The sequence below is a fragment of the Brachybacterium tyrofermentans genome, from assembly GCF_014897585.1.
Classification (GTDB): domain Bacteria; phylum Actinomycetota; class Actinomycetes; order Actinomycetales; family Dermabacteraceae; genus Brachybacterium; species Brachybacterium tyrofermentans.
The window spans coordinates 72,582-92,939 of sequence record NZ_JABUXW010000015.1 but is presented as its reverse complement, the minus strand read 5'-3'; the positions used below and the strand labels follow the sequence as shown (position 1 = coordinate 92,939).

The 20,358-nt window shown below is 71.0% G+C and carries 16 protein-coding genes; 10 read left to right on the top strand and 6 right to left on the bottom strand.

Going from position 1 to position 20,358, the window contains the following annotated elements; translation table 11 throughout:
- Positions 1-32 precede the first annotated feature (32 nt).
- The 5 genes from INT49_RS12510 to INT49_RS12490 all read left to right on the top strand — a co-directional run bounded on the left by INT49_RS12510 (position 33) and on the right by INT49_RS12490 (position 3,793).
- Complete coding sequence (locus INT49_RS12510) at positions 33-980, top strand: EamA family transporter (RefSeq protein WP_193118077.1); 948 nt, start codon at positions 33-35, stop codon at positions 978-980.
- Entirely contained in the window at positions 977-1,621 is a 645-nt protein-coding gene (locus tag INT49_RS12505; protein WP_193118076.1) for an NAD(P)-dependent oxidoreductase, read from the top strand. The genes INT49_RS12510 and INT49_RS12505 overlap by 4 nt, the downstream gene beginning before the upstream one ends.
- An 84-nt stretch (positions 1,622-1,705) precedes the next feature.
- Positions 1,706-2,920, top strand: coding sequence for a M20 metallopeptidase family protein (locus tag INT49_RS12500; protein ID WP_193118075.1), 1,215 nt, complete (start codon positions 1,706-1,708; stop codon positions 2,918-2,920).
- Between the two features lie 112 nt (positions 2,921-3,032).
- A complete protein-coding gene (locus tag INT49_RS12495) occupies positions 3,033-3,536 on the top strand; it encodes a DUF2975 domain-containing protein (RefSeq protein WP_193118074.1) in 504 nt (167 codons plus the stop codon).
- Positions 3,536-3,793, top strand: coding sequence for a helix-turn-helix domain-containing protein (locus INT49_RS12490; protein ID WP_193118073.1), 258 nt, complete (start codon positions 3,536-3,538; stop codon positions 3,791-3,793). Before INT49_RS12495 ends, INT49_RS12490 begins: the two co-directional genes overlap by 1 nt.
- 18 nt (positions 3,794-3,811) lie before the next feature.
- Here INT49_RS12490 and INT49_RS12485 read toward each other — a convergent pair whose 3' ends face one another.
- The gene (locus INT49_RS12485; protein WP_319021607.1) at positions 3,812-6,334 is read right to left on the bottom strand and encodes an excinuclease ABC subunit UvrA; all 2,523 of its coding nucleotides are present in this window, start codon (positions 6,332-6,334) and stop codon (positions 3,812-3,814) included.
- Positions 6,335-6,376: 42 nt separating this feature from the next.
- Positions 6,377-7,375, bottom strand: coding sequence for a non-homologous end joining protein Ku (gene ku / locus INT49_RS12480; protein WP_193118072.1), 999 nt, complete (start codon positions 7,373-7,375; stop codon positions 6,377-6,379).
- Positions 7,376-7,479: 104 nt separating this feature from the next.
- Here ku and INT49_RS12475 point away from each other — a divergent pair, with 104 nt between their 5' ends.
- Positions 7,480-10,002, top strand: coding sequence for an ATP-dependent DNA ligase (locus INT49_RS12475; protein WP_193118071.1), 2,523 nt, complete (start codon positions 7,480-7,482; stop codon positions 10,000-10,002).
- Between the two features lie 787 nt (positions 10,003-10,789).
- Positions 10,790-10,993 (top strand): cold-shock protein, encoded by a 204-nt coding sequence (locus INT49_RS12470; protein ID WP_193118110.1) that lies wholly within the window; start codon positions 10,790-10,792, stop codon positions 10,991-10,993.
- A 130-nt stretch (positions 10,994-11,123) separates the two neighbouring features.
- Here the strand turns inward: INT49_RS12470 and INT49_RS12465 are convergent, their stop codons facing one another.
- On the bottom strand, positions 11,124-13,427 hold the full coding sequence (locus INT49_RS12465; RefSeq protein WP_193118070.1) for a family 78 glycoside hydrolase catalytic domain: 2,304 nt from the start codon (positions 13,425-13,427) through the stop codon (positions 11,124-11,126).
- Between the two features lie 203 nt (positions 13,428-13,630).
- Between INT49_RS12465 and INT49_RS12460 the strand changes: the two genes are divergently transcribed.
- Positions 13,631-14,350, top strand: a complete 720-nt coding sequence (locus tag INT49_RS12460; protein ID WP_193118069.1) for a M50 family metallopeptidase — start codon at positions 13,631-13,633, stop codon at positions 14,348-14,350.
- Between the two features lie 95 nt (positions 14,351-14,445).
- Positions 14,446-15,063 carry a biotin transporter BioY gene (locus INT49_RS12455; RefSeq protein WP_193118068.1) on the top strand — a complete coding sequence of 206 codons (618 nt, stop codon included), beginning with the start codon at positions 14,446-14,448 and terminating at the stop codon, positions 15,061-15,063.
- Positions 15,064-15,119: 56 nt separating this feature from the next.
- Here INT49_RS12455 and INT49_RS12450 read toward each other — a convergent pair whose 3' ends face one another.
- The 3 genes from INT49_RS12450 to INT49_RS12440 form a co-directional block, all read right to left on the bottom strand.
- Complete coding sequence (locus tag INT49_RS12450; protein ID WP_193118067.1) at positions 15,120-16,142, bottom strand: YdcF family protein; 1,023 nt, start codon at positions 16,140-16,142, stop codon at positions 15,120-15,122.
- Between the two features lie 254 nt (positions 16,143-16,396).
- Positions 16,397-17,833, bottom strand: coding sequence for a tagaturonate epimerase family protein (locus INT49_RS12445; protein ID WP_193118066.1), 1,437 nt, complete (start codon positions 17,831-17,833; stop codon positions 16,397-16,399).
- Between the two features lie 130 nt (positions 17,834-17,963).
- A complete protein-coding gene (locus INT49_RS12440; protein WP_193118065.1) occupies positions 17,964-18,995 on the bottom strand; it encodes a zinc-binding alcohol dehydrogenase family protein in 1,032 nt (343 codons plus the stop codon).
- A gap of 311 nt (positions 18,996-19,306) precedes the next feature.
- On the opposite strand from INT49_RS12440, the gene INT49_RS12435 reads away from it, so the two are divergent.
- On the top strand, positions 19,307-20,356 hold the full coding sequence (locus INT49_RS12435; RefSeq protein ID WP_193118064.1) for a LacI family DNA-binding transcriptional regulator: 1,050 nt from the start codon (positions 19,307-19,309) through the stop codon (positions 20,354-20,356).
- Positions 20,357-20,358 lie beyond the last annotated feature (2 nt).

Below are 20,358 nucleotides of genomic sequence, written 5' to 3'. Positions count from 1 at the left end.
CGCAAGCCTACCGGGCGTCTAGATTCTCAACCATGAAACAGTTAGAGGTCGAAGGATTCAAGGTCGACGGTTCGCCTCCGCGCGGTCACGGGGTCCCGCCGGTTCCGTTGCCCGGCTCGCCTGCGGCACTCACCGTCGCCCTGACCGCGATCGCCCCGATCACGTGGGGCACCACCTATGTCGTCACCACCGAGCTGCTGCCCCCGGACCATCCCCTGTGGTCCGGGGTCCTGCGGGCGCTGCCCGCCGGGCTGCTCGCCCTCGCCCTCGGCCGCGCTCTCCCGCACGGTCACTGGTGGTGGCGCTCCCTGCTCCTGGGGACGCTCAACATCGGCGCCTTCTTCCCGCTGCTGTTCCTCGCCGCCTACCTGCTGCCCGGGGGAGTGGCGGGAGTGTTCGGTGCCACCGGGCCGCTGCTGGTCGCGGTGCTCGCCGCCGTCCTGCTCCGGGAACGACCGACCGCACGACGGCTGACCTGGGGAATCATGGCCGTCCTCGGGGTCGCAGCCATGGTGCTCGGGCCCGACGCCGCGCTCGATCCGCTCGGGGTCCTCGCCGGCCTGGGCGGCGTGACGTCCATGGCGGTGGGCACCGTGCTGTCCAAGAAGTGGCGCCCACCCGTCGGCCCGATCGCCTTCGCGGGCTGGCAGCTCACGGCCGGTGGTCTGGTGATCCTCCCGCTCGCCGTGGCCGTCGAAGGTGCGCCGCCGGCGCTCGACGCGCAGGCCGTGGCGGGTTACGCCTGGCTGACGCTCGTGGGCGGGCTGCTCGCCTATGCGCTGTGGTTCCGGGGGCTGGGTCGGATGCCGGCCGGGAGCGCCGCCTTCCTGCCGGTGCTCTCGCCCCTGGTCGCCGCCGTGCTCGGATACCTCGTGCTCGGCGAGCAGCTCACCGCCGTCCAGCTGGGTGGCTTCGCCCTCGCGCTGATCGCGGTGGTCGCCGCCCAGAGGACGTCGCGCCGACGGGAGGGGTCGGCATGAGGATCCTGATCATCGGGGGGACCGGCGCGGCAGGCTCGCGCATCGCGGCCGAGGCGCAACGGCGGGGCCACGCGATCACCATCGCGTCTCGGACGACGGGGATGAGGGTGGATGCCTCCGACACCGAAGCGGTGGCCGCGGCCGCGGCGCGCATGGACGTCGTCATCGCGGCGACACGGCCGGCGCTTGGGCGAGAGGCCGACGTGGTCGCGGTGACCGCGGGTCTCACCACCGGAACGGCCCGGGCAGGCGCGCGCCTGCTGGTCGTGGGCGGCGCCTCGCCGCTGCGCGTGCCCGGCACCGGACGGACGGCGATCGAGGACCCGCGCTGGGTGCCCCCGACGATCCGGCCGATCGCCGCCGCGAGCACCCGCCAGCTCGAGATCCTGCAGTCGGCCGGTCGGGAGAGTGCCTGGACCTACCTGGCGCCAGCGGCGGACTTCGCGCCTGCCGCGGACCGCACGCCGGGCCTCGGCCAGGGCTCCTATCGCCTCCACCTCGGGCGTGACGGGTCCGTCCCCGACCTCGTGATCGCTGCGGACGGCACCTCCCGCATCTCGATGGAGGACTTCGCGCTCGCCGTGCTCGACGAGGTCGAGGAGCCGCGCATGCTCCGCGGGGTCATCGCCGTCGGCACCTGAGGTGCGGCGCGCGGGACGCGGTGGCGGCAGGTCCGTGAGCGGGCCAGGATGGGGCAACCCCTGATCACGTGGAAGGACCCTCGCATGGCAGACCTCGCCCCCGGTGACGACCGCTTCCTCGAGCAGCTGATCGATCTGCGACGTCGGCTGCACACCACCCCCGAGATCGGGCTGCAGCTGCCCGTGACCCAGCAGCTCGTGCTCGACGCGCTCGCCGATCTCGACCTCGAGATCACGCTGGGAACCGAGACCACCTCGGTGATCGCAGTGCTCCGCGGCGGCCGTCCCGGACCGGTGGTGCTGCTGCGGGGCGATATGGATGGCCTGCCCCTCGTGGAGGACACCGGCCTCCCGTTCGGCTCGACCAACGGGGCGATGCACGCCTGCGGCCACGACCTGCACGTCGCCGGGCTGGTGGGCGCGGCGCGACTGCTCGCCGCTCGGCGCGCGGAGCTCCCCGGGACCGTCCTGTTCATGTTCCAGCCGGGGGAGGAGGGGTACGACGGGGCGAGCGTCATGCTGCGCGAAGGCGTGCTCGAGGCGGCGGGGGAGCGGCCGATCGCCGCCTACGGGATCCATGTCGCCGCGGACGTCGCCAGCGGCATGATCGCCAGCCGGCCCGGCACGCTGATGGCCGCCTACTCCGTGCTCGATGTGCGCGTGGTGGGGCGCGGAGGCCACGGCTCCCGCCCTCACGAGGCGCTGGACCCGGTGCCGGCCACCGCCGAGATGATCTCCGCGCTGTACACGCACATCACCCGCCGGTACAGCGCCTTCGACCCCGTGGTGCTCACCGTCGGCGAGATCCACGCCGGAAGCGCGCCGAACATCATCCCCGATCAGACCCATTTCCGAGTGGGTGTGCGCTCGTTCAGCAACGCCACTACCGAGTCGCTGGTCGCCGAGCTTCCCCGCTTCGTCACCGACATCGGCCGCGCCCACGGCCTCACGGTGCACGCGACCATGCGCACGGTCCTCCCCGCCACGATCAACGACGACGTCGAGGCGGCGACCTTCGGGGAGACCGCCCGCGCCCTGTTCGGTGCGGAGCGCTACCAGGAGCTGGCGAACCCGCGCACGGGGTCCGAGGACTTCTCCCGGGTGCTCGCGGAGATCCCCGGGGCGTACGGATACGTGGGAGCGGCGAAGGATCTCGACCCCGAGCATCTGCCCGCCTCGAACCATTCCCCGCAGGCCCGTTTCGACGACTCCGTGCTCGCGGACCAGGCGCTGCTGCTGGCAACCCTGGCCTGGAACCGACTGCAGGCAGAGGTGGGGGAGGGTGACCCCGTGATCTGAGCACACACCCACGGCGCACATCGATAATCGATGAATTATTGCTGTTGAACGATGTCCTCCCCGTGAGCTCCGTCGACCGGGCGGATCACGACGGACCTGAGGGAGCGATGCCATGAGCGCGGTGGGTGTGACGATTCTTCGGGTGATCATCTGGATCTCGTTGCTGGGCGCCCTCGTGCTGCAGGGCGTGATCGTGATGGCGGGGCTGCTCGACCAGGCCGGGATACCCACGTTCGCCATCGTGATCCTCTCGCTCGGCGTCCTCGGGATCCTGGCCCTGCAGGTGATCGGAGTCTGCATCCTGCGTCTGCTCGGCCTTGTGCGGCACGGTCGGGTGTTCTCGCAGCGCTCCTTCCGCTATGTCGACGTGATCATCGGAGCGATCGGAGCCTGCTCCGTGCTGGTCCTGGCGTTCGCGCTGGTCGGCGTCTGGGCGAATCGCACCACCCCCGGGGACGAGATGGCGCCGGGGATGGTCGGCGCGCTGTGCGGATGCGCCCTGGTCATCGCCGGTGTCGCCCTCGTCGTGTACGTGCAGCGCCAGCTGCTGGTCCAGGCCACGCTCACCGCAGAGCAGGCCCGCTCCCTCCGAGCAGAGCTCGACGAGGTGATCTGATGGCGGTCGTCGTCGACCTCGACGTGATGCTCGCCCGGCGGAAGATGCCGGTGGGCGTGCTCGCCGAGCGGGTCGGCATCACCGCGGCGAACCTCTCCGTGCTCAAGAACGGCCGTGCCAGGGCGGTGCGCTTCTCGACGCTCGCTGCACTGTGCGAGGTGCTGGACTGCCAGCCCGGCGATCTGCTCCGCTGGGAGCCCGACGTCGCCGACTCTGCCGGCTCCGCCGACGCTGGCGGGTCAGAGCTCGCTTCGTGACCTGGTCCCGGGTTCTCCTCAGCGCGCCCTGTCGGTGAGGAGGTGCTCGCGCAGGTAGCGACCCGTCACCGACGCGTCGATCGCGGCGACGTCCGACGGGCTGCCCGTCGCGACGATCCGGCCGCCGGCCTCGCCGCCGCCCGGCCCCATGTCGATCACGTGGTCGGCGTTGGCGACCATGTCCAGATCATGCTCGATGACCACGACGGTCGCGCCGCGGGTGACGAGGCGATCCAGCACGGACAGCAGGGTGCGCACGTCCCGCGGGTGCAGGCCCACGCTCGGCTCGTCGAACACGAACAGGGCGTCGTCCTGGCGGCGATCGATCTGCCCGGCGAGCTTGAGCCGCTGCGCCTCCCCGCCGGACAGCGCCGGGGTGTCCTCGCCGAGCGTGAGATAGCCCAGCCCCAGATCGACCAGGGCCTGCAGCTTCTTGCGCACCGCCGGCAGATCACCGACCGCGTCGAGCGCCTCGCGCGCCGTGAGCGACATCAGATGGGGCAGAGACACACCGACGGGTGAATCCGGGCGCGGTCGCAGGATCTCGTCGGCCTCCGGGGCGTAGCGGTGCCCGCCGCATTCAGGGCAGTCGATATCGATGTCCGGGAGGAACTGGACGTCCAGCGAGACCCGCCCGGTGCCCTCGCAGCGCGGGCAGCGCAGCGAGCCGGTGTTGTAGGAGAAGTCCCCGAGCGTGAGCCCCTGCTCGCGGGCCGCGTCGGTGCGGGCGAAAGCACGGCGCAGATCGTCCTGCACCCCGCTGTAGGTCGCGACGGTGGAGCGCACGTTCACCCCGATCGGCGTGGCATCGATCTGGTGGACCCGCAGGATCCCCTCGTCCTCGAGCTCCGTCACATGCGCCGGGAGCCGACGGTTCTCGAGCCGTGCCCGCAGCGCCGGCACCAAGGACTCGAGCACCATCGTCGTCTTGCCGGAGCCCGAGACGCCGGTGACCGCGGTGAAACGGCCGCGAGGGATCTCCACCTCGAGCGCATGGACCGTGTGCACGGGATCGGTGCGCAGGCTCAGGCAACCGTCGGCGAAGACGTCGCCTCCTGCCTGCTCGCGCACGACGACCGGCTTCCGACCGGTCAGGAACCCGCTCAACAGGGAATCCGCGGAGTCCTCGATATCGGCCACGGAGCCCGCGGCGACGACGGTGCCGCCGTCCTTGCCCGACCCGGGACCGATCTCGATCAGGTGGTCCACCGCCCGCAGCACCTGCACGTCGTGGTCCACGAGCACCACGGAGTTCCCGTCGGCCAGCAGGTCGCCGACCAGGGTGAGGAGCCCGTCGATGTTCGAGGGATGCAGGCCGATGCTGGGTTCGTCGAGCACGTAGAGCACGCCGGTGGTGCGGTTGCGCACCGCGCGGGCGAGCTGGACCCGCTGCAGCTCCCCGGTCGAGAGCGAGGACCCTGCCCGATCCAGGGCCAGGTAGCCCAGTCCGAGCTGGACCAGACGATCGGCCATGGACAGCAGCGTCTCCACGAGCGCCCGGGCCATCTGGCGCATCTCGCCCGGCAGCGGATCCACGACCGTCGGTGCCCAGGCGATCAGCTCGTCGAGCGTCTTCGCCGAGGCCTCGGCCAGGTCGATCCCGTCGAGCCGGGGGAGGAGCGCAGCGGGGCTCAGACGGGTGCCGTCACAGTCGGGGCAGGTGCTCACGGCGAGGAACCGGGAGACCCTCGACAGGCGCTTCTCGGTATCGGCCCGGGCCAGCTCGGCGGTGACGGTCAGGCGGGCGTTGCGGAACGTGAAGTCGAGGTCGTGGATGCCCTTCTTGCTGGTGACCGTGATGTGCTTCTTCTCCTCGGGCCCGTCGAGGACGATCTCGCGCTCCCAGTCCTCGAGGTCCTGCCAGGGCACATCCGTGCGCACCCCGAACTCCCGGGCGATGTCCGGCTGCACGTTGAAGCCGAACATCGACCAGGGCACCACAGCGCCCCCGTCGAGGGTCTTCGACGGATCCGGGACGAGAGTCGCATCGTCGACCGTGCGCACTACCCCGATGCCCTCGCAGCGCGGGCAGGCCCCCTCGGCGTTGAAGGCGAGTGCTTCCGCGCCGGGAGCGACGACCTGCTCGCCGCACTCGGGGCAGGCGATCGGCACCTCGGCGGCGACGTCGATTGTGGGGCCGATGCGATGGCCGTTGGGACACACGTGCGAGGCCAGGCGCGAGACCATCAGCCTCAGCACGTTCAGCAGCTCGGTCGAGGTGCCGAAGGTGGAGCGCACCCCGGGCACTCCGGGCCGCTGGCGCAGGGCGAGCGAGGCGGGCACGTGGGTGACCTCGTCGACGTCCGCCCGCGGGGCCTGGGACATGCGGCGGCGCGTGTAGGTGGACAGCGCCTCGAGATATCGGCGCGAGCCCTCGGCGTAGAGCACGCCCATCGCGAGCGAGGACTTCCCGGAGCCGGAGACCCCGGCGATGCCCACCACGCGGTGCAGCGGCACGTCCACGTCCAGATCGCGGAGGTTGTGGACGCGGGCGCCCCGGACCTCGATGGCTGTGGGCTGGGGGCCTGCGTGATCGATCACGAGCGCCAGGCTACTCGCGGGGGCCGACGCACGGGCCGACGACTATGCGGACTTCTTCGTGCTGCCGGACTTCGTCGAAGCACCGGACTTCTTGGAGCCACCGGACTTCTTCGCTCCGCTGGCTTGCTTCGAACCGCTGGACTTCTTCGCTCCGTCGGCTTTCTTCGAGCTGTTCGAGCTCTTCGAGGCCTTCGAACCCTTCGTCGCCTGCGCTGCCTTCGCATCCCCGGAGGACGATCCCGATCCGCGGCGCTTCTGCACGCTGCGCTCGAGCGCGTCCATCAGGCTGATGACCTTCCCGCCCCCATCGCCGTCGTCTCCGTCATCGGCCGACCCGTCCTTGCCGAACGTCGCCTCCGTATCGACCGAGTCGCCCTCGTCGAGCTTGGCCTCGACCAGCTCGCGCAGCTGCTCCTGGTACTCATCGGTGAACTGCTCGGGATCGAAGTCGCCGCTGAACTGCTCGACCAGCGAGGCCGACATCGTCAGCTCCTTGGCGCTGATCGTCGTCTTCGACGGGCCGAAGTCGACGTCCTTCAGGTCGGTCGGCCAGCGCAGGGTCTGCAGGGCGAGGAGGTCCTCATGGACCCGCAGCACGCCGAGGCGGGTCTTGGTGCGCAGCGTGAAGGTGACGATGGCTGTGCGCTCGGTGTCCTCGAGCGTCCGGCGCAGCAGCACATAGGCCTTGGAGGACCGGCCGACCGGTTCGAGGAAGTAGGACGTGCCCAGCAGGATCGGATCCACCTGCTCGTCGGGCACGAACTGCACGACGTCGATCTCGTCGTTGTCCTCGGCGGGCAGCTCCTCGAGCTCCTCGTCGGTGAGGACGACCGTCTTGTCGCCGTCGTCGTACGCCTTGTCGATGTGCTCGTAGTCGATCTCGCGGCCGCACACCTCGCAGGTGCGCTGGTACCGGATGCGTCCCTGGTCCTCGTCGTGGACCTGGTGGAAGGAGAGGTCGTGCGACCTGGTGGCCCCGTAGAGCTTCACCGGGACGTTGACGAGCCCGAACGTGATCTCACCGCTCCATATCGCGCGCATGCCCCCATGACACCACGCGCGGTCGGCGCACGCCAGGAACGATCGGTAGGCCGATTTCCTGCTCGGGCCGTGACGATCCCCGTGACGCAGGGCACAGTGTGGTCATGGCTACCGGAGAGCAGAAGGTCAGGATCGACGACCGCACGCTGAAGGTCTCGAACCTCGAGAAGATCTACTACCCCTCGACGGGGACCACGAAGGGAGAGGTGCTGGACTACTACCGGCGCATCGCTCCGGTGATGATCCCGCAGGCCACGCGGCGACCTGCGACCCGCAAGCGCTGGGTCGACGGGGTGGGCACGGCCGAGCATCCCGGCTCGGTGTTCTTCCGCAAGGACCTCGAGGATCACGCACCGGACTGGGTGCCGCGCGCGGACATCGAGCACAAGGACGGCACCTCGACCTACCCCCTAGTCGACGAGACCGCCGTGCTGGTGTGGCTCGCGCAGCTGGCCACCCTCGAGATCCACACCCCGCAATGGCGCTTCGACGAGGACCTCGCACCGTCGAACCCCGATCGGCTGGTCCTGGATCTCGATCCTGGGGAGGGAGCGGGCCTTCCTGACTGCGCCCGCGTCGCCCAGTGGTGCCGCGAGATCCTGGAGGGGATGGGGATGGAGTCCTACCCCGTCACCTCGGGATCCACAGGCATCCACCTCTACGCGCCCCTGGACGGCGACGCCACAGCCGAGGAGATCGCCCAGGTCGCCCATGAGCTGGCGAAGGCCCTCGAGGACGACCACCCCGATCACGTCGTCAGCGACATGAAGAAGTCGTTGCGAGCGGGCAAGGTGCTCGTGGACTGGTCGCAGAACAACGGGCATAAGACCACCGTGTGCCCGTACTCCCTGCGAGGCCGGCTGCGCCCCACGGTGGCGGCGCCTCGCACCTGGGAGGAGATCGAGGATCCCGAGCTCGACCAGCTCGAGTTCGAGGAGGTCCTGCAACGGATCGAGGACGGCACGGACCCGATCGCGGCCCTGGGCATGAACGGCAGCGCGGGGAGCGGGTCGGCCGGCTCGTCGCGTGACCGGCTGGAGGCCTACCGCTCCAAGCGTGATGCCACGAAGACCCCCGAACCGGTTCCGACAGCAGGCTCCGACTCCGATTCCGACGCCGCGCAGGAAGCGCTCGAGGCCCTGCGCTCCGAGGCGCCGATGTTCGTGATCCAGGAGCATCACGCCTCCAGTCTGCACTGGGACTTCCGCCTCGAGCACGACGGCGTGCTGGTCTCCTGGGCCGTGCCCAAGGGGCCCCCGCTCGACGTCGACGTGAACCGGCTCGCCGTGCAGACGGAGGACCATCCGCTCGAGTACGGCACCTTCGAGGGGACGATCCCGACGGGCGAGTACGGCGGCGGCGACGTCACCCTCTGGGACTCCGGCACGATCGAGATCGAGAAGTGGCGCGAGGGCAAGGAGGCCATCGTCGTCTGTCACGGTCGCGGGGACGGCGGACTCGGCGGGGCACCGCGCCGTTTCGCCTTCCTCCACACCGGAGGCATGGGCGGGACGACGAAGTCCGCGGCGGCAGAGAAGAAGGCCGACGCGAACTGGCTGCTGCATCTCATGAAGGACCAGCCGACGGCAGGGGACGGGGCGCCCTCTGCGTCATCCTCCTCCGGAGCCCGATCCGCGCCGGCCGGGATGAGCGACCCGATCTCCCCGATGCTCGCCACCCTCGGCCGCCACGAGGACATCCGGGACCAGGACGACTGGGCCTTCGAGATGAAATGGGACGGGGTGCGCGTCATCGCCACCGTCACCGCCGACGCCGTGCGCCTGACCAGCCGTGGCGGCAAGGACCTCACCGCCACCTTCCCCGAGCTCGCCGAGCTCCAGGACGCTCTCGATCCGGAGATCCTCGCGGCGGGCGAGAGCGTCCTGGACGGGGAGATCGTCGCGCTCGACGCCCACGACCGTCCCTCCTTCTCCCGGCTCCAGCAACGCCTGGGCCTCACCCGCGAGCGCGACGTCCAGCGGGCGCGGGAGGAGGTCGAGGTGCACGTGATGCTCTTCGATCTTCTGGTGCGCGGCGGCGACTCCCTGTTGCGCACCCCGTACCGGGCACGACGCGACGCCCTGTTCGCCGCGGTGGAGGCAGCCGAGCACGTCCATCTGCCGCACGCCGATCACGGCGACGTCGACCATGCGATCGAGCTCTCGCAGGAGCTCCAGCTCGAAGGGGTCATGGCGAAGACGGAAACCGGCATCTACCGGCCCGGCAAGCGCGGCCGCACCTGGATCAAGCTCAAGAACGCCCGCCATCAGGAGGTGGTCGTCATCGGCTGGAGGCACGGCAAGGGCGGGCGCTCCGGGAGCATCGGATCCCTGCTCGTCGCCGTGCCCGACGCCCAGGGACGCTTGAGCTATGCCGGTCGCGTCGGCACCGGATTCAGCGACCGCGACCTCGAGCAGATCGCGAGCACGCTCGGATCCCGCACCCGGAAGACCCCGCCGGTGGACGACGTGCCCGCGGCGGACCGTCGGGACGCGGACTGGGTGCGCGCGGACCTCGTCGGCGAGGTCCAGCACACCGAGCGCACCGAGGACGGCCGGCTGCGCCACCCCGTCTGGCGCGGGTGGCGACCCGACAAGGAGGCGGCGGAGGTCCGATGGGAGGAGTGAGCCCGCTGCCTGCTCCCGGAGGGGGTCGGCGTCGGCTGCTGACCACGTGGTCGTCCGGTCCGATGGCGCTGCACCGCGTCCGTCGCCACGCTCCCCACAGGATCATCGTGCAGGTCATCACCGATATCGATGGCCCGGCTGCCACGCGGATCCACGGTTGCCGCGTCCGGTGGATCACATGTGGTCACACGCGGTCCCGCGGATGCCGTAGTCTCCTCGGAGTCGTTCGAACGATCTCGCCTCGGCGGGACAGCACGCACCACCTCCTCCGGGTCGTGGATCCGGGTGCTGAGAGCGGATGGCCGCACGGCGCTGGATGCCTCTTTCGGAGGCGACCGACGACGGTCGCGCAGAACACCTACGAAATTGAGTATTCATCACCTCCTCCGCACTTCTCAGTACGTACGACGACGTCTCGACGTCACCCCTCTCGTCCGCGCCGATGGCCGCCTCCCTGGTCGTTGCAGCGCACCCCACCCTCTCCTGGCTCCGAGCCGATGACGACGTCCACGTCGCCACGCTCGCCGGAGAGTTCGCCGGCCACGTCGTCAGCCCTGCCGCTGACGCGCCGGTCCACACGGCCTTCGGGCCCCAGTTCGGCCGCATCGGCGACTTCATGTCGCTGGCCGCGGCTCAGGCGGCCCTCGAGGCCGCACACGCACCCCGTCCTGGCAGCACCGACCGCATCGGTCGGCGCAACGCCTGGGGTGCACCACATCCGCGGCGGCGCCGTCGCCACGGATACCCGGGCCACGAACGTGGTTCACGACAACGAAGGAATATCGCCATGGCTACTGGCATCGTCACCTGGTTCAACTCCGACAAGGGCTACGGCTTCATCGCCCCCGAGGACGGCTCCGCCGATGTGTTCGCGCACTTCAGCGCGATCGCCGGCACCGGCCGTCGCGATCTCGAGGAGAACCAGCGCGTGGAGTTCGAGACCGAGCAGGGCCCCAAGGGCATGCAGGCAGTGAACATCCGCGCCATCTGAGCGCCCCGGTCGATCACTGATCGGCCCTGAAGACCGGTGGGTCCGCCTCGCGGATCCCGGTCAAGACCACGACGCCCGTCGGGTCCGGCATCACGCCGGAACCGGCGGGCGCCGTTCTATGTCCCGGGTGTCACCAGGACACGGAGTGGAGCCCCGGCTCCAGATGCTGCTCGAGGCCGGGAAGCATCACGCGGGCGCGGGTGCCCTCGGGCACCTCGAGCGTCACGATCCGGGCGTCGCGGTCCACGTCGACCACGATCTCGCCGTGGATCGTGCGGCGCGACAGCTCGATCCGGCCGACGGGGACGTCCGGGTCCGGGACGACGTCGAACTCCCGCCACCCGTCCGGGCCACGGCGCAGCCCGGCGACGTTCTCGTGGATCCACGTCGCGGGGGTCCCCATGAAGTAGTGGGAGCAGGAGCGGGGCTCGTGCCACATCTCCATGAACGTGGAGTTCCCGGCGTCCAGCCACCCCTTCCACCCCGGCGCCGTCGGGTTCGACAGCACGCGGAGTGCGAGCTCACCGTGCCCGTGGGCCGAGAGCACGGGCAGCAGGAAGCGCACCCCGATGTGCCCGCAGTCGTGGTGGGCGTCGCGCTCCTCGAGGTCCGCGACCAGGTGTGAGACCACCGTGGCGACCCGGCTCGGGGGAACGACCCCGAAGGCCAGGGGCACCAGGTTGCTGGTCTGGCGGTACTCAGTGGAGCCCGGGTCGCGGTACACCCCGCGCCGAGGGTCGAGGAAGACGGTGTTCACGGCGGCCTCGAGGGTGGTGGCGTCGTCGAGCAGCTGCGCCGGGGTGGGAACTCCCGTGATCTGGTCGCCGCGGGAGGTCCAGGGGTTGCCGTCCGTCGGGCTGCCCTCGATGCTCGCGAGCTCGACCGCATGGGCGAGGGCGCGCAGGCCGTGTGCGAGGAACAGCGTCGCCGTGAGGCGCTTGTCCTCCGGGGCAGGGCCGGGGCTGCCGGGTGTCAGGTAGTCGCCGAGGACTCCCGAGACGAGGCCGTCCTCGTCGCGGCGGCCGAGCTCGTAGGACAGGTAGGCCGCGGCGGCGGGGCCCAGTTCGTGCACGATGTCCACCTCGCCGTATTCGGTGGCGAGTTCGTCGAGCAGCTCGGGAAGCAGCGAGGTCCACTCCGGGGCGGGGGAGAGCTCCTCATATCCCCAACCGGGATTCGGGGCGATCACGGAGAGGGAGCCGTCCGGGCGCTGGCCGTCGGCCTGATCGAGCGCCCACTTCCGCAGCATCCGGCGCATGTCGAAGCTCGCCACCATCGCGCTCAACCCCGTCAGGGCATCCCCGGTCCACCCGTTCTTCTCGTGCATCGGGGTGTCGGTGGGGACATGGTGCATGTTGTTCGCGAGCGACGCCCTCATCGCGGCATCGAAGCGCACGAGGTACTCGTCCGAGCTGGACAGGGCACTGGCGACGGAGAGATCTGCATGGGCGAGAAGTCCCGTGACCTCGAGGTCCTCGAGGGTTCCCAGCCGGGCCTGGAGCTCCACATACCGGAAGCCCTTATAGCTGAACTGCGGTTCGAAGGTGGGGGAGTCCCGTCCGAGCCGCACCAGATCCTCCTGGAAGCGGTCGGCGTGGATGTGCTCGTTGTCCGCGTCGACGCTGCCGTCGGCCCGGAGCTTCTCGCCGTGGACGGCGGAGAACTCCAGCGGCTCCTGCCCGCGGAGCGTGTACCGGCACCAGCCGGCGATCACGCGACCCATGTCGAGCACCACGCGCGCATCCCCGGAGTTCGTGGGGCCCGGTCCGGCGACCTCCACCGGGACGATCTCCTCCTGGACGATGACGGGCTCCTGGACCTGCAGCTGCATCCGTGGGGCGGCGATCGGTGCCGCGCGGCGGGATCCCGATCCCGGGCGGTCCACGAGCACACCCTCCCAGTCAGAGTCGTCGAAGCCGGCCTGCAGCCAGGCGTCGGGGTTCTGGCCACCCTCGAAGACCTCACCCTCGTACATCGAATCCGCGGAGATCGGCCCGGGCGCCGTGCGCCACCCCTCGCCGGTGGCGATCGCCCGGGAGGTGCCGTCGGCCAGCTCGACGCGGAGGTGCGCCCAGGCGCGCACCGGACCGCGCCAGGGCGCCTGCTCCCACCGCCATACGTTCGGGGTGGACATGTCGTGGAACCCGCGCCCCAGCGAGATGCCCAGCACGTTCGTGCCCCGCGTGAGCAGCTCGGAGACGTCCGCCTCGCACACCTGCACCCGATGTCGCGGGTCGGTCAGGCCCGGGTCCAGCCGCGAGGGCCGGTAGGGGGAGCCGTTGACGAAGGCTCGGAAGGCGCCCAGGCCGGTCACGAGCAGCCGGGCGGACGTCGGCGGGGCGCTGAGCTCGAACGTCGTGCGGAGCAGGGGGTTCTGCGGATCCGTGCCCGGGGCGGCGATCCACCGGGCAAGGGAGGGGTTGACGTCCGCCATCGGCAGTTTCCACCTGGTTCTTCGTATCCGCGTCGACAAGTGCCGACAGTCTGGCATGCGGCCGGTCGCCGTTCCCGCAGGAGCGGGTGGACAGGCGGTCGCGGACGGATGGGACGGCCGCGGATGCGTGGGGCGTGTGTGGGTCGTGCGTGGGCCTGGCTCTGCCTCCGTGGTTCCCGGGGGAGCACTGCGACGATGGGGGGATGGATCTGCAGACTGTCGGCCGCGCGGTGTGGGAGCGCATCGTGCCCGCGCCCGTCCCCGAGGCGGGATGGTGGGTGCTGCTGGCCCTCGCCGTGGCGCTCGTGGTCGTCGCCCTCGCACCGCTGTGGCGCCTTGCGCGGCCCGCCGTGACGATCGTGCATGAGCTCGGCCACGCGATCATCGGCATGCTCTGCGGCCGGCGTTTCACCGGCTTCGTGGTCAGCGCCGACATGTCAGGCCACGCGGTGACCGTCGGCCCTCGGCGCGGCGCCGGACGCATCATCTCGACCTGGGCCGGCTATCCCGCCCCTGCCGTCCTGGGAGCCGTGCTGATCCAGATAGCGCTGCAGGGCTGGTCCCGCACGGCGCTGTTCGCAGCGCTCGTGATCCTCCTGCTCTCGCTGGTGTTCACCCGCTCCGCGCACACCCTGCTGGTGGTGCTCGCGAGCATCGTCGGGATCGGCGCCGTGTGGTGGTGGGGGAGTCCCGGTGTCAGTGCCCTGCTCACCCTCGCGGCCGGGGTGTTCCTCCTGCTCGGCGCCTGGCGGCACCTCGGGGCCGTCATGCGCGGGGGCGGGAGGTCCGACGACCCGGGCCAGCTCGCACAGCTCACACCGCTGCCCGCATGGACCTGGAACCTCGGCTATGTCGTCGTGCTCGCCGCCTGCACGTGGTGGGCCGGGACGGCGCTCGTCCCGCAGGGGCTCGGCGGGGGCTGAGCGCGTGGGGTGCTCACCGTGTGACGCCGACGGACCGAGGATGCGTAGTCTGGCCTACGCTGATCCCTTCCCCGCCCGACCCTCCGAGGAGCTCCATGTCCGCGATCGCCGTTCCGGCCCGCCGTCCCGTCCTGGCCGATGCCCTGGCCCCGCACCGTTCCCGCCTGCAGGATGCCGGACTGGTCCTCGCCGGGACCGCCGTGGTCGCGCTGCTCGCCCAGATCACGATCCCGCTGCCGCTCGTGCCGATCACCGGCCAGACCCTCGGCGTGATCCTGGTCGGCGCCGCACTCGGCTCCCGCCGCGGCGCGATGGCGATGCTCACCTACCTGCTCGTCGGCCTCGCCGGCGCCCCGATCTTCGCCGAGTTCACCGGCGGGCCCGCCGCGGCCCTGTCCCCGAGCTTCGGCTTCATCCTCGGCTTCATCCCCGCAGCCTTCGTGGCCGGCTGGTTCGCCGAGCGCGCCTGGGATCGCAAGCCCGTCCTGGCCATGGTCGGCTTCGTCGCCGCGAGCGTGGTGCCCTTCCTGGTCGGCGTGCCCTACCTCGCCATGATCCTCAACGCCGTGATGGGCGCCGAGATGGGCATCGGGGGGATCCTCGCCGCCGGCGTGTGGCCCTTCCTCGCCGGTGGCCTGGTCAAGGCCGCGATCGCTGCCGTGCTGATCCCTGCCGCCTGGAAGGGTGTGCGCGCGCTCGACGAGCGCCGCTGAGCCCACGCGTCCGCTGCTGAGCCCACGCGCTCGCTGCGTGGTCCGGGCGCCCGCCCTTACGCAGGGGCGAGCAGGCGGACCAGCAGGATCGTGAGCGCAACGGTCACGGGGAGTGCCGCGAGCACCCAGCGCACGCGGTAGGCCATCGTGATGACGAACTCCCGCAGCGTCGCAGTGGGCAGGTAGGACAGGGCGGTCCGAGCGCCGATCACCTCGTCGTCGAGCCCGAGCCCACGGGCCAGCAGCGCGGCACGGAAGGCGTGGTACCTGCTCGTGGAGACGATGTAGGGGCCCTGGAGCCCGGCCTCGTCGAGGATCCGGTGGGAGAGGATCAGGTTCTCCTCGGTGGTCCGTGCCTCGGTCTCCGCGTGCACCCGGTCCGCCGGCACCCCGGCGACCTCGATCAGGTAGGCGGCCATCGCCTCGCTCTCGGCCGGCGTGAACCCATCGCCCTTGCCGCCGGAGGGCACCAGCAGCGGATCGACCCCGAGGCTGAGGAGCCGCTCCCGTTCGGTGACCGCCCGGTCCAGCCGGCGCCGCAGCAGGGGCGGGACGCGGCCGTCGTACAGGACGGAGCCGAGGATGATGATCCCCGTGCTCTCGCGGTGCGGCGGGAACAGCTGGTACGGGACGGTCGCCCCGAGGAACACCAGGTAGGCGACGCCCATGTGGCCGGCGACGACGCAGGCGGCGATCGCGATGCCGAGGCCCGGCGGCGTCCCCGTCGCCACCAGCATCACAGCGGCACCGGGCGCGACCAGCAGCGCGATCCCCCCGAGAGCGGAGGAGAGGCGTCCGAGAAGGCCGCTCTCCCAGCGGGACACCGCGACCGAACCCACGACGACGGTGAGACCCAGGGCGAGCGCACCGATCAGGCCGAGGGCGCCGGCGACGAGGAGGAGCAGCTCGCCCAGCGGATGCCCCCGGAAGACCAGCACGGCGAGCAAGGTGCTGCTCGCGTGGACTGCCATCAGCAGGGCGAACCCGCTGCGCACCCGACGGCGGTCGTGCCGGACCAGCAGCAGGTGGGCGAACCACCAGAGGGCGACGACGGTCAGCGCGCCCAGCACATCCAGCACTGCTGTCCCCTTTCGTCGCTCGTCAGGGACATCCTGGCATCCGCAGTGCAGGTCACGAGCCGGGCAGTGGCGCGCCCGACATTCCGGCATCGCCCTGCCCGTCAGCGCGCGGAGGCAGAGCCCGTCGGCCCCCGCACAGATCGGCGGACGCAGCCGTGCACGGGCCTGCCCGCCGGTTCGCCCGCGCTGGACTGCGGACCGGCCGACGGGCAGGCGATGGGGGAGTCGTGCCCCGAAGCTGGATCAGCGCCCGGTCAGCGTCCCGTCGGGGCCGCCGCGAAGGGTGCGAGGTGCTGGCCGATGTGGGCGGCGAGGACGTCGGTGTGCTGTGCCTGGTTCTCGGCGACCACGGCGAGGAAGCGGTCGTGGATCGAGGCGCCCGAGGCGTCGGTCCCGTTGAGCGAGTCGCCGTAGCCCACGTGCAGGATCTGGCGGGCGTCGGCCGACCTGATCAGCTCGGGCAGGTCCACGCCGGTCAGCGAGGTCGGGGTGCGGTCCTCGTGGGCGGAGACCTGGTAGCTCGCGCGGGCCTTCACGTAGGAGGCGCGGGAGATGTCCCAGATCGCGGCGAACAGCTCCGGATCGTGGGCGGCCACGACCTCGACGCCGCACAGGTAGCTGGTGCCCGAGGTCTTCAGGTGCACCAGGCCCTGGGTGGCCTCGACGCACAGCGGGTAGATCGAGAACTTGTCCGACCCGGAGTGCAGGGAGATCTTGTAGCCGCCGAACTGCTGCGAGATCGCGTGGTGCGCCTCGAGGTTCAGGCGCAGCTCCTCCGTATCGCCGAGGAAGTCCAGACCCTTCTCGAAGCCGTCCACGTAGCGCGGGGCGAAGCTGAACCAGGAGGCGCCCAGGCGCGTGAGCTCGGTGGCCATGTAGAAGTGCTCGAAGAAGGTGGTCAGCCACGTCGTCTCGTCGACGGCGAACTCGACCTCGACCTCCTGCTGCGCGTTCTCCGTGACGTGGCGGTACAGCCGCATCGACTCCACGACCGCGCGGCCGTACTTCACGACGGCGGTGAGCACGTCCTGCTCGGTGACCTCGATCTGCGAGTGGCCGACGTCCAGCGTCATCCCCACGTAGCGCTTCTTCGTGTCCTCGAGGGTGTCCTGGAGCTGGTCCCAGGGCAGCGCCGCGGCGTCGGCCTCGTTGACCCCGCCGGTGACGTCGGCGACCAGATCGCCCGGATCCAGGGTGAACATGACGAAGCCGGCCTCGAGGCCGCGGTCGATGCCCTCGGTGGTCTTGATGTGGTCGCAGTCGGCGCCGAAGCCGCTGTCCCAGCCGGCCTCGACGAGCCCGAAGACCGCGTCGTCCATGACGGACTGGGCGCTGCGGCCCAGGCGGTCCATCTCGCGGATCGACTGCTGCGCGAGGACCGGCATGACGTTCCCGCCCTGCGCGCCGAAGGCACGGGCCTGGCCGGGGGTCGCGAGGCCGGTGCGGTCGCCGGTGCCGACGGAGGTGCGGTGGCCGCCGATCAGCTGGGGACGCAGGGCCGGGAAGGCGGCCTGCAGGGCCTTCGCGTTCGCCGTGGTCAGGGAACCGGTCAGCACGTGGCCGTCGCCGGCCGCAGAGGCCTCGCCCTCGAAGGCGGTCAGGGCCTCGGCGGTGGAGGCCTCCAGCTGGAGTGAGCGGACGGAGCCGTCGTAGCGGATGCTCGCCGAGAGGGAGTCGGTGCGCAGAGTCATGGGGTTCTCCGATCAGAGAGGTGGGTGGGGGCGCAGTCGTGGTGGTCGAGAGATCTCGGGTCAGCAGGGGAGCCGCGCGGGGTCACGGGCCGGGGAACGGGCGAGATCGCGGGCCGGGTCATGGGCAGGATCACGGGTTCGCCGCGACGTCGAGGAGCACCTTGACCTCGTGCGTGGAGCCGGCTGCGGCGGCCTCGAGAGCGCCGCGCGCCTCGGCGAACGGGACGATGAGGGTGCGGATCGGCGAGACGTCCACCGCGCCGGACCGCAGCAGCTCGATGAGGGTGGGGAAGACGCCGCGGCTGTTGCGCGAGCCGAGCACGGTCAGCTCCTTCTTGATCAGCAGGGACTGGTTGAAAGTGACCTCGGCGGTGCCGTTGCCGATCAGCACCAGGCGGGCGCCGATGGCCGCGGCCTCGATCGCACCCAGGAAGGAGACCGGCAGTCCGGTCGCCTCGCAGACCACGTCGAAGCCGTCGCCGTCGGTCGCCAAGTCGACGACATCTGTCAGCGCCGTCCTGCGGAGGTCGATGGTGCCGGCGGCGCCGAGCTGCTCCGCGAGCTCCAGGCGCGAGGGGACCACGTCCGCGATCCACACCTGCGCGCCGCGGGTGAGGGCGGAGAGCATCGTGAGCAGGCCGATCGCCCCGGCCCCGAGCACGAGCACACGGTCCGACGGGCCGACGTCCGCCCGCAGCACCGCGTGGTAGCCGATGGAGAAGGGCTCGACGAGGGCGAGATCGCGGGGGTCCACCCCGTCGGCCCGATGCAGACGGTCCAGGGGCATCACGAGCAGCTCCTGGAAGGCGCCGTCGCGGTGCACGCCCATGGTCTCGTTGTGCTCGCAGGCGTTGATCAGCCCGCGGCGGCAGGAATAGCAGGTGCCGTCCTGGAAGTACGGGACGCCGGTGACCACATCGCCCATCTGAAATCCGGCGCTGTCCCCGCCCGCCGCGTGGATCTCGATGATCTCGGCCGAGAACTCGTGGCCCGGGACGCGGGGGTAGGTGGTGAAGGGCTGGGTGCCGCGGAAGGTCTGGATGTCCGAGCCGCAGATCCCGGCGTAGCGCACGCGCAGCAGCGCCTCGCCGGGCGCGGGGACGGGATCGTCGATCTCGGCGACCACCGCGGTGCCGGGGGTCGTCACCTGCAGTGCTCTCATGGCGCTCCTGTCCGGGGTGGGCGTGGTGCTCAGCCGTGGTGTCCAGCGATGCACGCGCCGACCCATCAGGGTTCCGGCGCCGGGTTGCTCACCTGATCACGGAGAACCATCGTAAACGATTGCACACCAGGGGCCAGCAGGGAAGGGCAGTTCATGACGTAGGATTCTCTTCCACTGCAAAAGTTGCAGTCGATGATCCGCCGTCGCACGGCGCACCGGCCGGGTGCGGCACCGGGCGCACCAGGCGCGCGCACCAGCCGGGCGCGGCACACCAGGCGGACACGACACGGAACACGACACGGAGGCGGCGCATGGCCACGACCCTCAAGGACGTCGCGGCGCTCGCGGGCGTCTCCGTCGCGACCGCCTCTCGCGCCTTCCAGCGGCCGGAGCTCGTGGGGGCGACCTCGCGGGAGAAGGTCCTCGCCGCAGCCGCCGATCTCGGCTACAGCCCCAATCGCAGCGCCCGCGCGCTCATCACCGGCCGCTCGGGGGTCTACGGCGTGATCGTGCCGGACCTCGAGAACCCCTTCTTCCCGGCAGTGCTCAAGGGGGCGCAGGCTCGTGCCCACCAGCTCGGCTCCCAGCTGCTGATCACGGATGCGGGGGAGGCCCCGGAGGGCGAACTGCCGCTCGTGCGCACGCTCGCCGCCCAGGTCGACGGCATCGTGCTGTGCTCGAGCCGGATGACCGAGGACTCCCTGCGCGAGGCCGCGGACATCACCCCGCTCAGCCTCGTCAACCGGGTGTCCCCGGTGCTGCCCGGCGTCTTCGCCGATCCGGTTCCCGGGATCCCCTCGGCCGTGCGCCATCTGCACCGCATGGGGCACCGCCGCGTCGGCTACGTCGGCGGGCCCAGTGTGAGCCGATCCGATGCCGTGCGCCGCACCGTGATCGAGCGGATCTGCACCGAGGCCGGCATGGAGTGGACGGACATCGGCTCCTTCCCGCCCACCGTCGACGGCGGCCGCAGCGGCGCTGAGGCGGTGCTGCTCACCGACGTCACCGCGGTGCTCGTCTACAACGACTTCATGGCGCTCGCCCTCATGGAGCGGCTGCGCAGCTTCGGTGTCGACGTGCCGGAGGAGATCAGCGTGGTGGGCTGGGACGACATCGAGTTCTCCTCTCTCGTGACGCCGGGGCTCAGCACGGTGCGGGTGCCGCGCTACGACATGGGCGTCACCGCGATCGACCTGCTCCACGACGGCGGCCGACGACGGAACGGAGAGAGCCATCTCGAGTGCCTGGGCAGCAGCGGTGACGAGGATGCTCAGGGCCGGAGCCCGAGACATGCCCGGATCGGCCTGCCCTCCCAGTTCGTCCCCCGCGGATCGACCGCGAAGGTCACCGCTCGCGAGTAGCC

Excerpts from the sequence above, each read along its gene's own strand:
- INT49_RS12510 (WP_193118077.1), top strand. The coding sequence starts at position 33 with ATGAAACAGTTAGAGGTCGAAGGATTCAAGGTCGACGGTTCGCCTCCG.
- INT49_RS12505 (WP_193118076.1), top strand. The coding sequence starts at position 977 with ATGAGGATCCTGATCATCGGGGGGACCGGCGCGGCAGGCTCGCGCATC.
- INT49_RS12500 (WP_193118075.1), top strand. The coding sequence starts at position 1,706 with ATGGCAGACCTCGCCCCCGGTGACGACCGCTTCCTCGAGCAGCTGATC.
- INT49_RS12495 (WP_193118074.1), top strand. The coding sequence starts at position 3,033 with ATGAGCGCGGTGGGTGTGACGATTCTTCGGGTGATCATCTGGATCTCG.
- INT49_RS12490 (WP_193118073.1), top strand. The coding sequence starts at position 3,536 with ATGGCGGTCGTCGTCGACCTCGACGTGATGCTCGCCCGGCGGAAGATG.
- ku (WP_193118072.1), bottom strand. The coding sequence starts at position 7,375 with ATGCGCGCGATATGGAGCGGTGAGATCACGTTCGGGCTCGTCAACGTC.
- INT49_RS12475 (WP_193118071.1), top strand. The coding sequence starts at position 7,480 with ATGGCTACCGGAGAGCAGAAGGTCAGGATCGACGACCGCACGCTGAAG.
- INT49_RS12470 (WP_193118110.1), top strand. The coding sequence starts at position 10,790 with ATGGCTACTGGCATCGTCACCTGGTTCAACTCCGACAAGGGCTACGGC.
- INT49_RS12465 (WP_193118070.1), bottom strand. The coding sequence starts at position 13,427 with ATGGCGGACGTCAACCCCTCCCTTGCCCGGTGGATCGCCGCCCCGGGC.
- INT49_RS12460 (WP_193118069.1), top strand. The coding sequence starts at position 13,631 with ATGGATCTGCAGACTGTCGGCCGCGCGGTGTGGGAGCGCATCGTGCCC.
- INT49_RS12455 (WP_193118068.1), top strand. The coding sequence starts at position 14,446 with ATGTCCGCGATCGCCGTTCCGGCCCGCCGTCCCGTCCTGGCCGATGCC.
- INT49_RS12445 (WP_193118066.1), bottom strand. The coding sequence starts at position 17,833 with ATGACTCTGCGCACCGACTCCCTCTCGGCGAGCATCCGCTACGACGGC.
- INT49_RS12440 (WP_193118065.1), bottom strand. The coding sequence starts at position 18,995 with ATGAGAGCACTGCAGGTGACGACCCCCGGCACCGCGGTGGTCGCCGAG.
- INT49_RS12435 (WP_193118064.1), top strand. The coding sequence starts at position 19,307 with ATGGCCACGACCCTCAAGGACGTCGCGGCGCTCGCGGGCGTCTCCGTC.